18 protein-coding genes are annotated in these 17,570 nt (G+C 68.4%); 12 read left to right on the top strand and 6 right to left on the bottom strand.

The genetic code is table 11. The annotated features are described in order from the left end of the window. The first annotated feature begins 318 nt into the window (after nucleotides 1–318). Nucleotides 319–711, top strand: a complete 393-nt coding sequence (locus tag AB0K35_RS04240) for a nuclear transport factor 2 family protein (RefSeq protein WP_238668116.1) — start codon at nucleotides 319–321, stop codon at nucleotides 709–711. Nucleotides 712–890: 179 nt separating this feature from the next. Here the strand turns inward: AB0K35_RS04240 and AB0K35_RS04235 are convergent, their stop codons facing one another. Both AB0K35_RS04235 and AB0K35_RS04230 read right to left on the bottom strand, forming a co-directional pair. Further along, nucleotides 891–1,538, bottom strand: coding sequence for a response regulator transcription factor (locus tag AB0K35_RS04235; RefSeq protein ID WP_363883659.1), 648 nt, complete (start codon nucleotides 1,536–1,538; stop codon nucleotides 891–893). Next, the gene (locus AB0K35_RS04230) at nucleotides 1,535–2,962 is read right to left on the bottom strand and encodes a sensor domain-containing protein (RefSeq protein WP_363883657.1); all 1,428 of its coding nucleotides are present in this window, start codon (nucleotides 2,960–2,962) and stop codon (nucleotides 1,535–1,537) included. Before AB0K35_RS04230 ends, AB0K35_RS04235 begins: the two co-directional genes overlap by 4 nt. A 281-nt stretch (nucleotides 2,963–3,243) precedes the next feature. Between AB0K35_RS04230 and AB0K35_RS04225 the strand changes: the two genes are divergently transcribed. The 5 genes from AB0K35_RS04225 to AB0K35_RS04205 all read left to right on the top strand — a co-directional run bounded on the left by AB0K35_RS04225 (nucleotide 3,244) and on the right by AB0K35_RS04205 (nucleotide 9,717). Further along, a complete protein-coding gene (locus AB0K35_RS04225) occupies nucleotides 3,244–4,368 on the top strand; it encodes a serine hydrolase domain-containing protein (RefSeq protein WP_363883655.1) in 1,125 nt (374 codons plus the stop codon). Nucleotides 4,369–4,521: 153 nt separating this feature from the next. After that, nucleotides 4,522–5,817, top strand: coding sequence for a low temperature requirement protein A (locus AB0K35_RS04220; RefSeq protein WP_363883653.1), 1,296 nt, complete (start codon nucleotides 4,522–4,524; stop codon nucleotides 5,815–5,817). Nucleotides 5,818–6,020: 203 nt separating this feature from the next. After that, nucleotides 6,021–6,185, top strand: a complete 165-nt coding sequence (locus AB0K35_RS04215; protein ID WP_357361568.1) for a hypothetical protein — start codon at nucleotides 6,021–6,023, stop codon at nucleotides 6,183–6,185. Beyond that, entirely contained in the window at nucleotides 6,182–6,745 is a 564-nt protein-coding gene (locus AB0K35_RS04210; protein ID WP_363883651.1) for a hypothetical protein, read from the top strand. The genes AB0K35_RS04215 and AB0K35_RS04210 overlap by 4 nt, the downstream gene beginning before the upstream one ends. Nucleotides 6,746–6,867: 122 nt before the next feature. Beyond that, nucleotides 6,868–9,717, top strand: a complete 2,850-nt coding sequence (locus AB0K35_RS04205; protein WP_363883649.1) for a M48 family metalloprotease — start codon at nucleotides 6,868–6,870, stop codon at nucleotides 9,715–9,717. An 89-nt stretch (nucleotides 9,718–9,806) separates the two neighbouring features. Here the strand turns inward: AB0K35_RS04205 and AB0K35_RS04200 are convergent, their stop codons facing one another. The 3 genes from AB0K35_RS04200 to AB0K35_RS04190 form a co-directional block, all read right to left on the bottom strand. Beyond that, nucleotides 9,807–10,343, bottom strand: coding sequence for an ATP-binding protein (locus AB0K35_RS04200; protein ID WP_363883647.1), 537 nt, complete (start codon nucleotides 10,341–10,343; stop codon nucleotides 9,807–9,809). 184 nt (nucleotides 10,344–10,527) lie between these two features. Then, nucleotides 10,528–11,010, bottom strand: a complete 483-nt coding sequence (gene coaD / locus AB0K35_RS04195; protein ID WP_363883645.1) for a pantetheine-phosphate adenylyltransferase — start codon at nucleotides 11,008–11,010, stop codon at nucleotides 10,528–10,530. Nucleotides 11,011–11,163: 153 nt separating this feature from the next. Then, nucleotides 11,164–11,883 (bottom strand): VOC family protein, encoded by a 720-nt coding sequence (locus tag AB0K35_RS04190; protein ID WP_238668106.1) that lies wholly within the window; start codon nucleotides 11,881–11,883, stop codon nucleotides 11,164–11,166. A 401-nt stretch (nucleotides 11,884–12,284) separates the two neighbouring features. Here AB0K35_RS04190 and AB0K35_RS04185 point away from each other — a divergent pair, with 401 nt between their 5' ends. The 5 genes from AB0K35_RS04185 to AB0K35_RS04165 are packed head-to-tail and all read left to right on the top strand — an operon-like array spanning nucleotide 12,285 to nucleotide 15,247. Continuing rightward, nucleotides 12,285–12,683: a YbaB/EbfC family nucleoid-associated protein gene (locus AB0K35_RS04185; protein ID WP_363883642.1), complete on the top strand. Its 399-nt coding sequence runs from the start codon at nucleotides 12,285–12,287 to the stop codon at nucleotides 12,681–12,683. Next, nucleotides 12,680–13,006, top strand: a complete 327-nt coding sequence (locus tag AB0K35_RS04180; protein WP_238668104.1) for a hypothetical protein — start codon at nucleotides 12,680–12,682, stop codon at nucleotides 13,004–13,006. Before AB0K35_RS04185 ends, AB0K35_RS04180 begins: the two co-directional genes overlap by 4 nt. Beyond that, the gene (locus AB0K35_RS04175; RefSeq protein ID WP_238668103.1) at nucleotides 13,003–13,704 is read left to right on the top strand and encodes a hypothetical protein; all 702 of its coding nucleotides are present in this window, start codon (nucleotides 13,003–13,005) and stop codon (nucleotides 13,702–13,704) included. Before AB0K35_RS04180 ends, AB0K35_RS04175 begins: the two co-directional genes overlap by 4 nt. Nucleotides 13,705–13,714: 10 nt before the next feature. Continuing rightward, on the top strand, nucleotides 13,715–14,524 hold the full coding sequence (locus AB0K35_RS04170; RefSeq protein WP_238668102.1) for a hypothetical protein: 810 nt from the start codon (nucleotides 13,715–13,717) through the stop codon (nucleotides 14,522–14,524). Between the two features lie 33 nt (nucleotides 14,525–14,557). Further along, nucleotides 14,558–15,247 carry a hypothetical protein gene (locus AB0K35_RS04165; protein WP_238668101.1) on the top strand — a complete coding sequence of 230 codons (690 nt, stop codon included), beginning with the start codon at nucleotides 14,558–14,560 and terminating at the stop codon, nucleotides 15,245–15,247. Between the two features lie 61 nt (nucleotides 15,248–15,308). Here AB0K35_RS04165 and AB0K35_RS04160 read toward each other — a convergent pair whose 3' ends face one another. Continuing rightward, a complete protein-coding gene (locus AB0K35_RS04160; protein ID WP_238668100.1) occupies nucleotides 15,309–16,199 on the bottom strand; it encodes a hypothetical protein in 891 nt (296 codons plus the stop codon). A gap of 431 nt (nucleotides 16,200–16,630) precedes the next feature. On the opposite strand from AB0K35_RS04160, the gene AB0K35_RS04155 reads away from it, so the two are divergent. Then, complete coding sequence (locus tag AB0K35_RS04155; protein ID WP_238668099.1) at nucleotides 16,631–17,422, top strand: SCO2525 family SAM-dependent methyltransferase; 792 nt, start codon at nucleotides 16,631–16,633, stop codon at nucleotides 17,420–17,422. The last annotated feature ends 148 nt before the right edge of the window (nucleotides 17,423–17,570 follow it).

Below are 17,570 nucleotides of genomic sequence, written 5' to 3'. Positions count from 1 at the left end.
CGTCGCGTCGGCTCAGGGACTGGCGGGCGCCAGTGACGTACGAGTCTCGAAACCCAGCGACAATCTCCACCTGGGCGAGGATGCCGCCGGTCTGCCGCACTGGGAGCTCGGTTCCGTGACCCTCCACAGCGCTTTCGCCGGACTTCAGATACACCGACGCGTCCACGGTGGGTACCAAGCCGTCGGGCAGCCGAGACCTGTCCACGTGCACGTCGATCGGGAAGCCACGCGTTCAGCCTCCCATCCCGTTCGGAACGACCCACAGGACGGCCAAGCGCCGATCGACCGGCGGCCAGGAAAACCCCGTACGCTGACACAATGATCGACTTTCGCGCGGCGGTTGAAGCACGCGATGCGGACGCCATGGCGGCGGCCCTGGCCGACGATGTGGTCTTCCGCAGCCCGGTGGCGTTCAAGCCGTATCCGGGCAAGGCAATCACCGCGGCGATCCTGCGCGGTGTGCTGCGGGTGTTCGAGGACTTCCGGTACGTCAGCGAGCTGAGCGGTGACGGCGATCGCGATCACGCGCTGGTATTCGAGGCGCGGATAGGCGACGTCGCCGTCGAAGGTTGCGACTTCCTTCACCTGGACGAGAGCGGCCTGATCGATGAGCTCACGGTCATGATTCGCCCGCTGTCCGCCGCGCAGGCCCTGGCCGCCGCGATGGCCGCCCAGTTCGAGCAGATCCAGCGCGAGGCCATCGCCGGCTAGCACGTCCACAGCGCAGCTGGACCTGCGTGAGCCTGAGCGTTGCGCCACGCCTCATCGGTCGTGAGGCACCGGGTCGCGTCGCCTCGCGGACACCGACGATCCCCCCAGGGTGCGCGCTGAGATCGACCCTGTTGCGCCCCGTTCGCGTACCGGGCCGGTGATTTCCCCGGAGTGCCTGGTCAATTGAGGTAGCGCAGGACCGCGAGGACGCGACGGTTGTCGGCGTCCCCGGCGGCGAGGCCCAGCTTGCCAAAGATGCTGGTGACGTGTTTCTCCACGGTTCCGTCGCTCACCAGGAGCGTGCCGGCGATGCCTGCGTTCGACCGCCCCTCCGCCATGAGCGCGAGCACGTGGCGTTCGCGTGCGGTAAGTGTCGCTACGCCGTCGGCGCGGCGGCTGGCCCGCAGCAGTCGGCCGACGATCTCAGGGTCCAGCGCCGTGCCGCCCGTGGCGACCCGCTCCAGCGCGTCGGCGAACTCGGCGACGTCGGCCACCCGTTCCTTCAGCAGGTAGCCGGCACCTGCCGCATTGCCCTCCAACAGCCGGGAGGTGTACTTGGTCTCGATGTACTGCGACAGCATCAGCACACCGGTGCGGGGATGCTGGTGGCGGATCTCGAGCGCGGCGCGAACTCCCTCGTCGGTGTGCGTTGGTGGCATCCGGATGTCGACCACCACCACGTCGGGCTGATGCTCGGCCACGGCGGCCAGCAGCGCGTCGCCGTCGCCCACGGCAGCGCACACCTGGTGGCCGCGGTCCTCGATCAGCCGAGTGAGCCCCGCCCGGAACAAAGCCGCATCCTCGGCGATGACGACCCGCGCATTCATGCGCGGAACGGTAGCTCGACGGCGATCCTCGTTGGGCCGCCAGGTGGGCTCGTGATGGTGAGCCGGCCATCCACCACGGCGACCCGAGATGTCAGCCCGCGCAGGCCACTGCCCCGGCCCGAGTCGACACCACCCGTGCCGTCGTCGGTCACGCTGAGCAGCAGCACGTCCCGATGTTCGACGACCCGGACGTCGATCGCGTTGGCGAGGCTGTGTTTCGCCGCGTTGGCCAGCAGTTCGGCAGCGCAGAAATACGCGATGGTCTCGATCGCAGGAGCGGGCCGGACCGGGAGGTCGACCTGCAGCTCGACAGGAATCGCGCTGTCGGCGGCCAACGACGCGAGGGCGTCCGCCAGCCCGTTGTCGAGCACCGGCGGGTGGATCCCGCGGACCAGGCCGCGCAGCTCGCCGAGCGCGTCCTTGGCGCCCCGGATGGCGGCGTCGACCAGTTCGCGGGCAGCTGCGGCGTCGGGAACCTCGCCGCCGTCGCCGAGCTTCTCCCGGGCCATACCGAGGTTCATGGCCAAGGTGGCCAGCCTGATCTGCGCGCCGTCGTGCAGGTCCCGCTCGAGCCGCCGCAGCATCGCGGCGGAGTCGTCCACGGCCAGCGCCCGGGTCAGCTCCAGGTCGTGGACCCGCTGCGCCAGCCGCCCAGGCCCGAGCAAGCCTCGGATCAGCCAGTCGTCGACGGACGTGACGGCCCTGGTAACCCACGGGGCGACCAGCAGCATCGCCGCTCCCGCCGCGGCGGCGGCGAACGTGCCGCGGAAGGTCGCGACGCGGAACGTGCCGTCGCCGAACAACCCGAACGGCGTGAACACCGGCACCGGACTCAGCTGGACTCCCGGCGGATGGTTACGGAACGCCCCCCACAAGAGCGGGTAACTCAGGTTGACCAGCCCGCCGACCCAGAAGAACACGGCGTACAGCTCGACCAGGCCGACCGGCAGCTTGGCCAGCTGATAGGCCATGACCCGCCAGCCTGCCACGTCCCCGGGGCCCGGCCCGGACCAGGCCCGACCGCCGGGGCGCCGCCGCACCGGCGGCGGCTCCCCGACTCGCGTCCCGAGCAGCCGGGTCGCGAGCAGGCGCTGCAGTGAGCCGAGCCTCCGGGCCGCCGGTGTCGACACGAGCAGCACGAGCAGCAGTACCTGGCAGGCACAGGCGATGGCCATCTCGCCCGCCGACGGGTTACCCCGCCCGCCGTCGACCACGAACCAGATGATGTCCACGGTGAGAACGAAGAGCACCAGTGGATTGATGAGCGTGAACGGCAGCCCGGCCAGGCAGAATGACAGCTCGCGAAGCTGTCGTTGGGTGAACGGCGCTCCGACCGCCGCGCGGGCCACCGCCCACGGCCTCCTGCCCCGACCCTGGCCGCCGGACGATGCGTCCGCTGTCGGTGGCGTCACCGGAGGGTCCATGCCGCCATTGTCCTACCCTGCCCGGCCCTCATTCTGCTCACGAATCCCACCTGCCAGGCCCGGCTGGTCGCGCCCAGACCCAGACCGAACAGCCCGACCAGGCGGTGACCATCCCCGGTCACCACGACCGCGCGCAGCACGCCGGGCCGGCTGCGCGAGGGCCGGAGTGGGGGAAACCCCCCAGTAAAAAGACGGCTGTCAGCCGGGTCCCGCCCGGGCGGTCGCCTGCCTAGCGTGATCTTCGGTAAAAACCGACGAGCGGAATTGCTCAAGGAGGCCGAATGAAGCGTGTGCTCCGGTCCATGACGATCGCGACGACAGTGCTGGCGGTGATTGCCGTCCCGGCCGCTGCCACTGCTGTGCCAGCGGAGAGGGATCGCGTCGAACTGCAGCGTCGGCTGAACGACGTCGTAGCCGCTGGCACTGTGGGCGCGCTGGCGGAGGTGCGTGACCAGCACGGCATCTGGCAGGGCGCCAGCGGTGTGGCCGAACTGGGTACCACGAGGGCGGTCCCGGTTGACGGTCGAGTCCGGGTGGGCAGCATCACGAAGACGTTCATCGCCACCGTCGTCCTCCAGCTTGTCGGTGAGGGTCGGCTGCGGCTTGACGACACTGTCGAATCGCGGCTGCCCGGAGTCGTTCCCGACGGTCACCGCATTACCGTGCGCCATCTGCTCAACCACAGCAGCGGGTTGTTCGACTACGTCCAGACACTGCCGATGCCGCCCGAGCCTGAGTTCCTGAGCAACCGATGGCGGACCTGGACCCCGGCCGAACTCATTGGGCGGGCGGTGTCCAACCCTCCGACGTCTGACCAGCCGGGTGCGGCCTACGCGTACTCGAACACCAACTATCTTCTGCTCGGCCAGATCATCGAGAAGGTGACCGGCCGGCCATACCGCGAAGAGGTCGAACACCGGATCATCCAGCCGTTGCGGTTGCGCGACACCGCAGTGCCAGGGACGTCGCCGCAGATCCGCGGACCGCATCCACACGGCTACCTGCCGACACAGCAGGACGGCGAAATAGAGCTTCTCGACTACACCCGGATGAATCCCTCGGTGTTCGGCGCAGCTGGCGAGATGATCTCCACAACCACTGATCTGAACCGATTCTTCGCCGCACTGCTGGGCGGGCGTCTTCTGCCGCGTCGCCTCCTCGCCGAGATGAAGGCACCCGCTGTCAAGGGCGGTAGTTACGGGCTTGGACTGTCGTGGCGAGACACCACGTGCGGAATCCGGGTGTACGGCAACGACGGCGGCACCCTGACGTACCAATCCTGGTCATTTTCTAATGAGGACGGGCGCCACCAGGTGACCGTCGCGCTGACGCCCAACTTCCGCGGTGAGTACGCCGACGTCTTCGCCGCGGTCGACGCGCTCCTGAATGAGGCTCTCTGCGCCTGACCAGTCAGCATCTCTCGGCGAGACGACTCCCCGGGTCGATACGGTCGGCGGCCAGCCGCTGCCCGACGACCCGGGGAATCGAGCCGGCACGGCCCCCACCACGCCGCTATCCGCAAAGATGAAGCAATTTTCCGAGTTGGAGCCTCCTGGTCGTTGAGTGGGCATCTCATCCGTGAGCGGCGCGGTGACGTGGTACGACTGCTTCAGAAACAAGCCGACGAAGCGGGCGGACGGGTGACGACGAATAGAGTGGCCAGTCTGCTGCGCAGACGTGAGAGTCCGCAGCGGCCGACCTTTTTGGAACTGTTCTTCGACCTCGTGTTCGTCTTCGCCCTCACCCGGATCGTGCACGAGTTGGTGCTGGACTACACCAGGGGCCACGTCGCGGAGAGGCTGACCACGTCCCTCGCGGAGAACGGCGAGACGCTGCTGCTGTTCCTGGCGGTGTGGTGGATCTGGACCCAGACGGCATGGGTGACGAGCAGATTCGATCCGTTCCAGCCGGCAATCCAGTTCGTCGTCCTCGCGACGATGTACGGGAGCCTGCTCCTGGCGGTCGCGATTTCAGGGGCTCTCGCCGATACCGGCCTGCTCTTCGCGAGCACCTACGTCGCGATCCAGGTGGGCCGCACCCTCTTCTTCGCGCTCATTGTGCGGGGTCACAACCTTCGCCGCGTCAACACGCTGGCGCTCGTCTGGTTCGGCACGTCGGCCGTGCCGTGGCTCACCGGAGCTTTCGCGCCGGAGGCGACGCGCAATTCGCTGTGGACGCTGGCTTTGGCGATCGACTACCTCGGGGCCAGAATCGGCTGGCCGGTCCCGAGGCTTGGTCGCTCACGGGTGTCCCCGTGGTCCGGCGCAGGCGAGCACCTGGCCGAACGATACTGGCAGCTCGTCATCGTCGCGCTCGGGGAGACGATCCTGACCTCCGGATCGAGCCTTCTACGCGGCCCGATCGTGCCCGAACGGACAATGGCCCTCACCGTGTCGTTCCTCATCACGGTGTTGCTGTGGCGGATCTACTTCTACCGAGCCGGTCAGATCCTGGGCGAGGCCATCGCGGCATCCGCCGACCCCGGCCGGGTCGGCCGGTTGGCCGAGCTCGCCCACCTGCTCATGGTGGCGGGCATCCTCGCTGCCTCAGCCGGCTCCGAACTCACCCTCATAGATCCCACCGGAGACGCCAAGCCCGCCTGGGTCGGGGCCATCCTCGGCGGTCCCGCGCTCTTCCTCGCCGGGCGCTCACTGTTCGAGTACGTGGCCTTCGCCCGGGTGTCCCGGCCACGGCCGATCGGGATCTTCGTCCTCGTGGCCATGGCACCGGTGATGGTCGGCCGGCCGCCCCTCGTCGTCGCGCTGGCAGCTGTCGCCGTCCTGCTCGGCGTCGCCGTCTCGGACACGATCCGCGCTCACGGACGCCCCCTGGAGCAGCCCTCGCCGCCACGCTGACCTGTTCCCGTTGCCTCACCAATCAGAGTCGACGTAGACGAACAAATACCTCTGACGGCTCTGTTGCACTGCCGGCCCCATCGGATTGTTCGCAGATGCCCCCCCAGGTCATCGAAATGGGGATTGTCGGTGGGGTTGGCCACCGCGGGTTGATGATCACCGGCTGCCGTGCAGCCACGTCAATAAGACGACAGTGACTTTGAGTGACGATCGCGCGTCTCACCGTGCATCATCGTGGCGTGATGCAGCAGGACAGGCAGGTTCTGGTTATACGCCGGGCGATCGATCGGCCGGCGATCCGAGTACGTTACGTGTTCACCACGGGAGCCGGTGTCCAATTCGACGGCATCGCCGGTGATGCCGCGTGAGGACCACCCCAGCCGTTGACGAACAGATGGTGGCCGAGCTGGCTCGGATCATGCTGCAACGCGCCGCATCGGTCCGACCTGCTCAGGTCGCTGCGGAGCGGCGGGTCTTCGACCTGCTGCGTGACGCGTACATCGCTGATCCGAAACGCGCTCTTGCTGGTGGTGACCCGCGCAGCGGGCAACTCAAGTTGGGCCTGCCGGAAGTCGAGTACCTCCTCACCCCGGTGCTGCTGGACGCGTCGGCGCAGGTGCTGTCGTACGTCGTCAGCCTGGGTGTGGTGACTGCGGCCGTGTCGTGGACAAGGAGCGTCCGCCGGTTGCTGGGCCTGACACCGGTGACACACCAGGATGCCGACGGAGCCGATCACGGCGAGCCGGTGGCGGATGGGCCAGGAGTCGGCATGCCGGTGCTGACCTCGCACCAGTGGGCCGAGGTACGGGCACTCGTCGCCCGGTCCCTGATCCAGCACGGCCGGATGCCGACCCAGGAGGCCGACCTGCTGGCCGCCGCGATCGTGGGCGACTGGATCAGCCAGCCACGAACGGAACCACCGCAGTGACGGCTCGGGACGAGGGGGCCGAGCCGTTCCGACCCGTACCCGATCAACATGCTCTGCCACCCCCGGCGCACTCGTTGAGAGCGGCGCTGCGGGCCAGTACCGATATCCGTTTCGTGATGCTGGTGGCCGCCGTCCTGGCATCCAGCGTCGTCGCGTTCGGCTCGGTGTATAGCGCATCGCCCGGGGCCGGGCCGGTCAGCACCGCGCTGGACCAGTGCCTGGTCGACGTTCAGGAGGCGATCGCCTACACGCCACCGGATGACGCGGCCATCCACGGGGCCGCCCTGATGCGGCTCTGCATGCGTCCGTTCCTTCGGGAGCAGGCACTGTGGGTTGGGGCGGGAATCCTGGGAGAGCTGCTTGTCGCCGTACTGCTGTATCTGCTGCATCCGTGGTGGCTGTACCGGCGTCGGCGGATGCGTCCGATAGCAAGCGGCGCGGACGCCGAACTGCTGGATGAACTAGCCGATATGTCCCGGCAGGCGGGGCTGCGTCGGCCGCCGACGTGGCTCGTCGCGCCCTACTCGACCACGCACGGCGGCCAGGCGTTCGGGCTGCCGGGTAGGCGGCGGATCTGCCTCGACGTCGGTCTGCTGGTGCGTTACGACCTCGACCGGGCCGGCTTCCGTGCCGTGTTGCGGCACGAGTTGGCGCATCTGCACAACGGTGACGTCGACCGCACCTACCTCAGCATCGCGACCTGGTGGGCGTTTGTCGCCGTTGCCGTCGTCCCGTTCGTAGCCGTGTCACTGAAGCCCGATCTCTTTCGGGCCCGTGAGGCCTCGGACAGCGCGCACCCGGTAGCCGAAGTGTTGTTCCCGATCGTCGCGCTCGGGGTGCTGACCGCGGTCGTGTACCTCGCGCGCAACGCGATCCTCCGGGCCCGCGAGCTGCACGCGGATATCACCGCCGCTGGCTGGGACACGCCGGGCGGCGCACTCGGCAGGGTGGTGAACGCATTGCCCTGGCCGCCCGTGCGGACCGGACGGATCGGCCTGGGCGGCAGGTCGAGAGAGCTTCTGGCCCGGCTCGGTAGCCATCCGTCGCCGACACGTCGGGCACTGGCTGTTGCCGATCCAGGCGCGACGTTGCAGCCCGGTCTCGCCGAGACCGCCGGCTACGGCATCGTCCTCGGATTGGTGCTCTACAACGTCAGCCTCACCGTGGGCGGTCTGCTGGAGGAGTATCTCGTCGTCGGTTTGGCACTGATGTCACTCGGTGTCGGAGCGCTCCTGCTCCGCCTGCTCGCCCGCGCGGTGTTCCGAACCGGCACCGCCGACGTAGCCGGGGCACGACGCCGGCAGTTGCTGCTGCCCGTCGTCGCGGCGCTGGGATTCGCGCTCAGCGGTCCGTTGTCTCTGACGTACGCGGAGAACTTTGACCTGGGCGGAGCCGGACTCCTGCGCGTGACCGAGTTGCCCGTGGCGGCGGTGATCCTCGTCGCGGGTCTTTTCCTCTTCACCGTCTGGGTGCGATCCGTGGACACCGTGCTCGTCGAGTCCACCGGCCGGTCCGACAGGCGGCGGCGCCTCTGCGCCGCGACCGCGATCACGGTCGGGGCCCCGTTGTTCGCGATCTGGTACGCCACCGCCTTCGGCGGCAGCATCCTGCAGGGCGTCCAGTGGCACTCCACCCAGTCGGGGTGGGGGATCGGCTGGTACGTCCAGATGGCCGGCTGGACCAGCCTCGTCCACAGCTACTATCCGCGAGTCCTCGTCCAGTTCACTCCGCTCGCCACCGCCGGGCTCGTGCTGCTGTGGGCGGTGCCGGCGCTGCTGTTGGGCTGGTTCCGGCGCACTGGGCACCGCCCACCGGGGGTACGACGGGCGCTCCGCATCGGTGCCGTGGCCGGGCTCGGCGTGATCGCCGTCGGGCTGGCCCTGCCGTTCGCGGCCGACGCGGCGCTGCCCGCCGACGTCCGTCACCTTCCGGCGGACTTCAACGTGCAGGAGCTCACCGGCGGCGAGCCACTCTACTTCTACCTGGTGTACGGCAATACCTACGTGGCCGTAGCTGCCCTGCTGCAAGCCGCGGGTGCCGCTGTCGTCGCGGCCCGCTCGACGCGGCTGCGACCGGTACTGGTACCGCTTGCGGTGACCACCACCGTGGCGGTGGCCACGCTCGGCTTCTACCTGAGCCGGGGTATCTCAGACTGCCTGCGGCTCACCGGCCCCGGAGGACGCGGCTGTGAACTGCCGAGCTTCCTGCCCGACAGCTACATCACCTTCCACTTGGCGTTGATCGCGACAACTGGGGTACTGATTGCGGTGCCGGTCGCGCTGCTCGCGGCGGCGGCCGGAGGACTCTGGCGCCGCCGCACCCATATCTCCCGAACGCACGCGGGGGTCATCCCGACCGCCGTATCTACCGGCAGAGCGGACGCCACGCGGGGATCAGCCCGTCCAGTCCTGGCTGGCGGGCTCGCCGGACTGGCGCTGTTGGTACTGGCCGGTGCGGCCGTGGAGGTGCCGGGGAACTACGCATTCTTGAAACCGGATCCCGTGCCCATCGGCACACATCCCGTGCCACCGCCCGAGAGGGTCGAAGCGGTGGGGGATCCCTGCCTCGTGGGCACCTGGCGCGAGGTGTCACGGGAGTTCGACCTGGAACTGGCCGGCCGGACTCACCGGATCATCACCACCGGCACCACCCAGACCTTCCGGCCCGACGGCGTCGTCGTCGTGGACTACGGCAACGAAACCCGCTTCACGACCACAATCGAGCGCCAGCGCATCGACATCATCTGGTCCGGGCAGGCCGACGCCCGCTACGAGGTGCAAGACGGCGTGATCCGCTACGACGCCGAACGTTCCCAGGAGTCGTCGACCACCGTGCTCATCGACGGCAAGGTGCGGGCGAGGCTCCTCAGCGCCTCCTGGACGCCCGACCGATACAACTGCACCACCGACACCCTGATCGAGACCCCCACAGACGCGGGAGCCTGGTACCGGATCGAACTACGCCGAAGCTGACCTCGCTGATCCGTCGGTCGATGTCTACGGGACGTGCCGGGCGACAGCGACAACGCGACCTCGTCGACCTCCGACACGGGGGGCCGGCGTCAGGAGACCGACGGTGGCCAGCGGTGTGTGCGCCACTCGTTCCAGGTCGCGAAACCAGCCGGTGGGTCATCGATGGGTTCGGTGCCGTCGAGTTCGCCTGGGGTCGGGACGCTGATGGTGGCAGCCCAGTCGGCGAGTTCCTCGTCGGACATCGGCCACGTCGTGTGCGGCGCTTCGGCCTGGCGCCGATCGAGTCGCCGGCGCTGTTCGGCCGGGGTGAGCTCGAAGTAGCGGATCTCCACCAGCGCGCCGAGGTCTGCTGCTGCCTGTCGCAGAGCGGAGCGCTCGTCTCGACTCCAGAGGCCGTAGTCGATCACAACATTGTTGCCGAGTTCCAGGGCGCGCAGCCCGATCTCGATGAGCCGCCCTTCGATGACGTCCTGAGCCGATGGCGGATTCTCGTGCCCGTAGAGGGCCTTCACCCATTCGTCCTTCGTCAGACGAAGCGCTCTCCACTCGATTTCGATACGCCGAGCAGCAGTGGTCTTCCCGGTGCACGGGAGGCCGACCGTCAGGAACAGTGTTGGTCGCGTCATCAACATCCGCTTCCGATCGAACGCCCATCATGTGCCGGCCTTCGCGGCCAATCGGGCCCACGCTCCGGCTTCCTGCGGCGCTGTTGGGCACCCGGCCACCCGCACGCCGCCCTGGCGCTGGCCGAGGCCGCCCACCTGGCCGTGCCACATCGTCGTGTTGCCACCGTTTCGGTTGCCCCGCGCGTCACTCTCGGCCTCCCGGGAGCGGCGGGGCGGACTTCGCCATGCGGTATGCGCGTGTGGCAGTGGACGAGGTGGCCGCCAGGTGCGGACGGGGCGGCAACCAGACGGTCTGCATGCCGAGTTGCTCGTTCATCGCAGCGAGTTGGTACTCGTGGCGAAAGTCCGCTGCCGTGCGCACGCCGCGGACGATGACCGTGGCCCCCCGGCGCGCGCAGTAGGCAGTGGTCAGGCCGGTCCAGGTGTCCACCTCGACATTGCTCCAGGCGGCCGGCATGGCCTCGCGCACGCGTACGGCCCTGGCTGTGGCCTCGGCTGATGGTTGCTTGTCGGCGCTCACCGCCAGCAACACGATGACCCGGTCGAACATCACCCGAGCACGGGACACCAGGTCGCGGTGCCCGAGGGTGAACGGATCGAACGTACCCGGATAGACCGCCAGCGAACCGTGTGCCGGCAGCACTCCGCGATCCGACGTGTCCGTCACCGCCACTCCAACCGCATGGCCACGATCATCCCAGCCGGACAGGTGCCGAACCAACTGGTCAGTGTCGTCGCCACCTGCCACCGCCGACATCCGGGTCTGCCGCTGACAGGCGCGGCTATCGCCCGGTTGCCAGTCAGGCGTTGGTACGGTGATTCACCGTAGTGCTGCTGCGAGTTCGGCGGCGTTGTCGAACGCGGTTGCCGCCCTTTCGGATTCGTCTTCCGTGAGCGTGACGGTCTGGGCGCGGGCCAGCATCTCGGCTGCGGTCTTTGGGTCGTGCAGCACCATCGCGAGTTCGGCGCGGTATACCAGGACCTCCACCTGCTCGACCGGGTCGTCGTCGGCTTGCGGGCGGGCCAACGCGCTGTCGAGGATCCGAACGGCCTGTTCGACGTTTCCCCTGGAATCGGCCTGCACGACGGCATTCGCCAGGGCCTTGGCCAGCCGCCCGGCAGGTGTGACGGCCGGCGTGGGCGCGGTGGCGGCGTGCCGAAAGACGCGGATCCAGTTGCCGCCCGGGTCGATGACGCTGAATCCGCCCAACCCGTCGGCGTTCTTCCGCGCCCTGGGCCGGGTCATCCGCGGCGTTCCGGACACCAGTACCTTGCCGTACGCGGCGCGCATGCCGGCTGCGAATGCCCGATGGAGTCCCTCGATGTCCGCGGTGAGTACGAGGCAGGAGCCGTAGGACTGTTCCGGGTCGAATCCGGGGATCTCGAAGAACTGCAGCTGCAGGTCTTCACGCTGCACCCCTACACACGCGTTGGGCTTGCGCTGCTTGTACGTGGTGCGGAAACCGAGAACTCCGTAGAAGGTTTCGATGTCGTCGATGGATGCGCACGGCAGCAGTGGAACGGTCACCTCGTTGGTCATGCCTCCTTCCTAAGCGGCGCGCGGTGTCCATCGCACATGGAAATAGCCGATCATCGCCTCTGATCATCCGATCGGCTGATGACCCAGGACGCAACGCGGCCTAGTCGAGCCTGCGGATGCCGTGCCTGGGCGACGCTGCCGCGAACAGACCCATCGCCTCGTGCGGTCTCCTCGGCGACGCACCGATCAGTATCGACGTGGGACAGCGAATCCATTGACACCGTCACGCCAGTCACGGCCCGGACAGCGGGTCAGTCAGATCGTGAAAATGCTCTACAATCGACCCTGGCCTTAAGGGCGTGGGACGTTCGGCAATATCCCGCCGGATCCCGGGCTATTCGGGGAGGCGCATGGAAATCGGGGCTGTGGGCGGGGGCGGTGTCCTTGACCCGGATGGCGCGATGGATCAGCTACGGGCCTGGCACGGCCGCATCGACAAGCTCGCCACCGACACGAAGGTGATGAGTGATCGGCTGCGGGAGCTGCAGGTCACGGTCGCGGACGACAACGGCTTGGCTGAGGTCACTGTGGACTCCACGGGCGCACTGTTGGGCTTGCGCCTGGGTCGGCAGACTCAGCGGGTCTCGCCCGAGGTGGTGGCCCAGGCGGTCATGAACGCGCTCCGGCGGGCGAAGGAGCAGCTGGCCGAGCGGTCGCAGCAGATCATCGCGGAGACCGTCGGTACCGAGTCGACTGCCGCGCGGGCGATCGCCGATCGGGTGGGCAGGCAACTGCGACCCGATCCGGAACCCGGGTGGGGCGAGCCGGGCTCCCACGACGGCCAGGGCTGGCGACGATGAACAGCGCAGCAGGGTGGACGGCCGACACCGCGCAGATCCGCGCGCACAGCGCGTCGATCGAGGCGTTGCGCTCCCGGTTGGAGGCAGTCCGCGGCGCGAGCGCCCACATCGCGCAGAACGACCAGGCGTACGGGCTGCTCTGCGGCTGGATCTCGGCCATCCTGGAGGGCCGGCACACCCGCCAGGACGAGCTGGTCGCGTCCCTCGACGAGAACCTACGGTTGGTCGCGGACGGCCTGCGTCGCACCGCCGGCAGCTACGACGGCGTAGACAGCGACGGGGCGGCCTCGATGAGTGCGATCAGCAGACGGCTGAGCGCATGACCGACGTGTCGCTGGTTGCGGGCGTCCAGTCGACCCGTGAGGTGTGGACCGGCTCGTCGCTGGCCGACGGGGTCGAAGGCCTGGTGGACGCGATCCGCAGTGAGGGCTGGGTGGATGACCTGCTCGCCGGGGTGTCCCTCGGGCTGGACGTGGCCGCGACGGTGCTGGACCCGTTCAGCGCGTTGCTGGCCAACGGCCTCGGTTGGGCAATGGAGTACTTCGAACCGTTGCGGGAGGTGCTCGACTGGTTGACCGGCATGCCCGACGTGGTCGCGTCGCACGCGGCGACCTGGGACAACATGGCTGGCCATCTGCAGCAGATGGCAGTCGATCTACAGGCGCACCTGTCCGGGGACCTGCCGGACTGGCAGGGCCACGCCGCCGACGCGTACCAGTCGCTGATGAAGAACAACCTCGACGCTGTCGCGGGTCTGGGGGGTGCTGCCGCGGCGATGGCGGCCGCCACCCAGGCTGCGGGAGACCTGGTCTCCATGACCCGAGACATCGTCCGCGACCTCATCACGGACCTGGTCGCTCGCGTGATCGTCTGGGCAGTCGAGGCGATCTTCGTGGTCACCATCCCAGTGATCGCCGTGCAGATCACCGCCGCGGTGCTCAAGTGGGCGGGGCGGATCGTGGGCTACACCACCGCGCTCGTCAGCAGCCTTACCAACCTGTCAAAGCTCATCAACGGCTGACGGGGGGATCGTGGCGAAACCCAAAGGACCACACGGCCGCCCCGGTGATGGCAGCGAAGGCGGGGAGGACGGCGGCGACAACGGTGTGCCGCGGCAGCGCGGCGACGCCCCACATGGCAGACCCACCACCGTCGCCGAGACCCACCAGGCAGTCGCCGCAGCAATCGACCGTGGCCGCCCGGGCGGACCGGCCTCCGAGAACGGCAAGCCCGCCGGATCGAAGAGCGACGACCCGAAGAACAACCCGGAGCTGGACAAGCACGACCCGGAGACCCTAAAGGAAATCGCCAAGGCCCGTGATGCGGTCGCCGACAAACTCCAGAAAATGGCCGACGACGCGTGGGACCACGTCGACCAGAACCGGGATGAGATTCTTCAGCGGGAGGGATACCAGCGGCAGCGAGAGAAGCTCGTGGAGAGCGGCAAGCACGAGGACGTAGCGGACCTGATCGTGGAACGCACGGCGCTGGGCATTGAATCCCACCGCCACCTGACCGACGCGATCAACGCCGGAGACGGCACCATCATCGACCCTGCGACGGGCTTCCGGCTACGCCCCGAGATCGGCTACGACGCCCAGGGCATCGAGAGACGGAAGATAACGGACCAGGCATTCCGTCCGGATGTCATCCTCGAGCGGCAGCATAGGGACTCCGGCACCGGCAAGCTCGACTGGGAAGCCGTGCACGCCTACGACCTCAAGACCGGCCTGAAGACCGGCATCGCGCCGGGCTGGGCCGACACGGTGAAACAAGTGCTCGACCTGCCCGCCAAACCCGAGGAGCTACGGCCGACGCAGCGACCGCTGAGCGTAGACTGACCGGGCCCTGGCAACGATCTGCGGAAGGTGCGTATGTCCTCTGCTGACAAGGCCCGGCGGTGGCGGCAGATCCTGTCCGAGCTGCGCCCCGCACTGCCGGGAGAGTGGCGCCTGCGCGGCGTCGGCGTCGGTAGTGTGCTGGCACGCGAGCCGCTGGGCTGGTCCCTGGCCTGGATCGGATACTCCGGTTCGCCCACCCGGCCCGTGGGCTGGGTCGCCGCTGGCGTGCAGCCGCTCGTAACGCCCTACGCGAGTTGGATTATGACCTATGGCGTGCGGATGGACGAGGTGCAATCAGCGCCGCCGACGGTGGACCTGATGTCCGATGCGGCAGCCGGCCAGACCCGGCAGTTCGTGCTTGATACCGGCCTGAAGGAAATCGACAACTGGCCTCCTGCGCGCCTCGCCGACGTGGCCGAGCGGGACTTCGCCCACGACCCGCGCCAGCGCCGCACACACTGGCACCAGCTACCGGGTTGGCGGGTGGTCAACGGCACCGCTTCGCCAGTCGAGCCCGCGACACAACTCGCTCAGCTGTGCCGCGACCGGGCCGCCGGGATGTCCGGCAAGGCCGCCCGGCAACTGGCGGAGCAGGCCACGTTCTACGAACGGCTCATCCAGGCATGGCACGACGGAGAACGCGAGCAGGCTCTCCAGTTCCTGACCTCGCAACGGGACCAGGCGCTGGCCGCCCAGAAACTGGACAAGACGCTCACCCCGTAAGTCTCGCCTACCACCCGGTTCGCCCAGGGACACGATTGCGTTCTGGTCGGACCTGGCCCCCTCAGTGACCGCGGTCCAGCCTCTCCACCACCGGGGCCAACACTTCGGGCAACCGAACCTGCACGGTCCCTGCGGACTGCTCCACCACGATACGCACCGGGTGGAATTCCCCGCCGTGCCACCAGAAGATCTGGTCGGTGCAGGGATCAGTGGCCGCCACGAACATCGAGTTGGCCAAGCGGTGCAGCGCCACCGCGCTGTCGTGCAGGCGGCCCGACACGCTATGCAGCATCACCGCGCTGTACTGCGGCGCCGCGACCAGCGCGCCGTTGTCAGCGCCTTCGGGCAGGAACCGCTTGACGGACATGAGGGCGGTCGTGACGAACGGATTGCCGTCCGAGGCGAGCAGACGAACCGAACCACCGGTGGGCAGCTCATGATCCCGCACGTCGAGAGAGACCAGTTCACGCTCCACGGTCTGCCGCACGGCAGTGCGAACCAGCCCTTCGGGATCGGGGCCCAGTCGCGCCGCCTGAGCGAGGGTCAGCAGGTCCAGACGGCCGGGCCGGTTCACCACCACCACCGCAGTGAAATGCTCACCAAACGGCATGGCCAGATAGTTGTCCGACTCGGGGGTCTCGGCCGCCGGGATGAGCCGCAGCCGCAGTTGCTCGAGGTCGGCCGGCCCAAGGTCGGCGGAGACCTGGTCCGGCATCTCCCGGCGTATCGCTGCGACCCAGTCGGCCACCAGCTCGGGCCACGCCTGGTGGGGCTGATCCAGGCAGAGACGGAGCAACGGACCCAGGGACACCCGGGCCCGACCACCCGGCATGGCGATGATGACCTCATCGCTTTCCGCCGCGACGCGTGCGCCCGGCAGGGAGGCCGGTAACGCGTCTTCGACCAAGGCTCGGACGGTGCCCATCAGGTCTGGGTTCTGCGACGACGACACGCTGCATTCATACCATTGACCACCCGCGACAGCGAATCTTATCGGCGGGGTAACAGCAGCAGCGAAGTCTCAACCCCGTGCTGCGTCGACGCCTGGTGTGAGATCGACCGAATGGACGTGGTCCTCAAGGTGGAAGTGGCCTCCGCCCTGGTCAGGGTGAGCGGGATGATCGGGGCGATGCTCATGACGGAGAACCCACCGTCCGAGGGGCCCGGCGCGGCCAGGACCGGGGTGAGCGTGGACTGGGCCGGTCACCGGATGCGAACTGGTCGGGTTGTCGGCATCCGGCCGGCGTCCTGTCGTTGTCATTCCCGGCGCGTGGTGAAGTTCCTGCACTTGTGAGCGAACACCACCGTCGATACATAATGGGCAGTGCACTGAGCGCAGCTTCAGCGACCAATGTGATCCGCCGACCCGATGGAGGCCCGTCCATGGCGTTGACCCCGGCGACTGGGGGCGGTTGCGGCGAGTCGACGCCACGCTCGCCGATTCAGTCGCCGAGGCCCGTCAATTCCGACGTCGAGTGGGACAGCTTCGACCCGCAGGCATATGTCCGGCACAACTACGCGGATCTGCGGTCCGACGATCGGGAGATCCTCTGCCGCATCCGAGACTTCTTCGCCGAGGCGAAGCTCTCCGACGCGCGGTGCGTCGACGTGGGGTCGGGAGCGAACCTGTACCCGGCGCTGTCGCTTCTGCCGTTCGCAAAGGCCGTCGACCTGTGTGAATGGTCGACGGCGAACGTCAACTGGCTGCGCACGCAGGTCGACAGCTACGACGAGCTCTGGGACCCGTACTGGCAGGTGTGCGTGGAGCACCCCGCGTACGCCGCACTGGCGGACCCGCGCCGGCGCCTGGCGCAGGTGGGCCGGGTGGTGAGGGCCAGCGTCTTCACCCTTCCGAGGCACACCTGGAGCGCCGGCACGATGTTCTTCGTGGCCTGCTCCATCTCGGCCGACCGGGCCGAGGCCGAGCACGCGATCGGTCGGTTTCTGGACGCGCTGCGGCCCGGGTCGCCCTTCGCCGTGACGGTCATGCTCGGGTCCCTCGGCTACAGCGTCGGTCGGCGGATGTTCCCGGCTGTGGCACTGCAGCGCGCCGACGTGGTGGCCACTATCGCGGCGGGCGCGTACGACCTGGACGTCCACGAGGTGCGGCCCAAGCCGCCGCTGCGCGACGGGTATTTGAGCATGCTGCTGGCCACCGGCCGTACCCGCGGATAGCGCCGATGCGTGCCTGCGGGATGCGTCGACGCCATGCCTGTCGACGCAGCGTGGGGGCGTGGCATTGCATAGCGCGCCCGATTGGCCGGAGTGCCGACACGCGGCCATCGAAGCCTTTCAGGTGGCACTCGACTGGCCCGCTACCATG

The sequence above is a fragment of the Micromonospora sp. NPDC053740 genome (assembly GCF_040677775.1).
Taxonomy (GTDB): Bacteria; Actinomycetota; Actinomycetes; order Mycobacteriales; family Micromonosporaceae; genus Micromonospora; species Micromonospora alfalfae.
This window is presented reverse-complemented; position numbering and strand designations above follow the sequence as displayed.

Excerpts from the sequence above, each read along its gene's own strand:
- AB0K35_RS04180 (WP_238668104.1), top strand. The coding sequence starts at position 12,680 with ATGAACAGCGCAGCAGGGTGGACGGCCGACACCGCGCAGATCCGCGCG.
- AB0K35_RS04240 (WP_238668116.1), top strand. The coding sequence starts at position 319 with ATGATCGACTTTCGCGCGGCGGTTGAAGCACGCGATGCGGACGCCATG.
- AB0K35_RS04190 (WP_238668106.1), bottom strand. The coding sequence starts at position 11,883 with ATGACCAACGAGGTGACCGTTCCACTGCTGCCGTGCGCATCCATCGAC.
- AB0K35_RS04185 (WP_363883642.1), top strand. The coding sequence starts at position 12,285 with ATGGATCAGCTACGGGCCTGGCACGGCCGCATCGACAAGCTCGCCACC.
- AB0K35_RS04165 (WP_238668101.1), top strand. The coding sequence starts at position 14,558 with ATGTCCTCTGCTGACAAGGCCCGGCGGTGGCGGCAGATCCTGTCCGAG.
- AB0K35_RS04230 (WP_363883657.1), bottom strand. The coding sequence starts at position 2,962 with ATGGACCCTCCGGTGACGCCACCGACAGCGGACGCATCGTCCGGCGGC.
- AB0K35_RS04200 (WP_363883647.1), bottom strand. The coding sequence starts at position 10,343 with ATGACGCGACCAACACTGTTCCTGACGGTCGGCCTCCCGTGCACCGGG.
- AB0K35_RS04155 (WP_238668099.1), top strand. The coding sequence starts at position 16,631 with ATGGCGTTGACCCCGGCGACTGGGGGCGGTTGCGGCGAGTCGACGCCA.
- AB0K35_RS04225 (WP_363883655.1), top strand. The coding sequence starts at position 3,244 with ATGAAGCGTGTGCTCCGGTCCATGACGATCGCGACGACAGTGCTGGCG.
- AB0K35_RS04235 (WP_363883659.1), bottom strand. The coding sequence starts at position 1,538 with ATGAATGCGCGGGTCGTCATCGCCGAGGATGCGGCTTTGTTCCGGGCG.
- AB0K35_RS04175 (WP_238668103.1), top strand. The coding sequence starts at position 13,003 with ATGACCGACGTGTCGCTGGTTGCGGGCGTCCAGTCGACCCGTGAGGTG.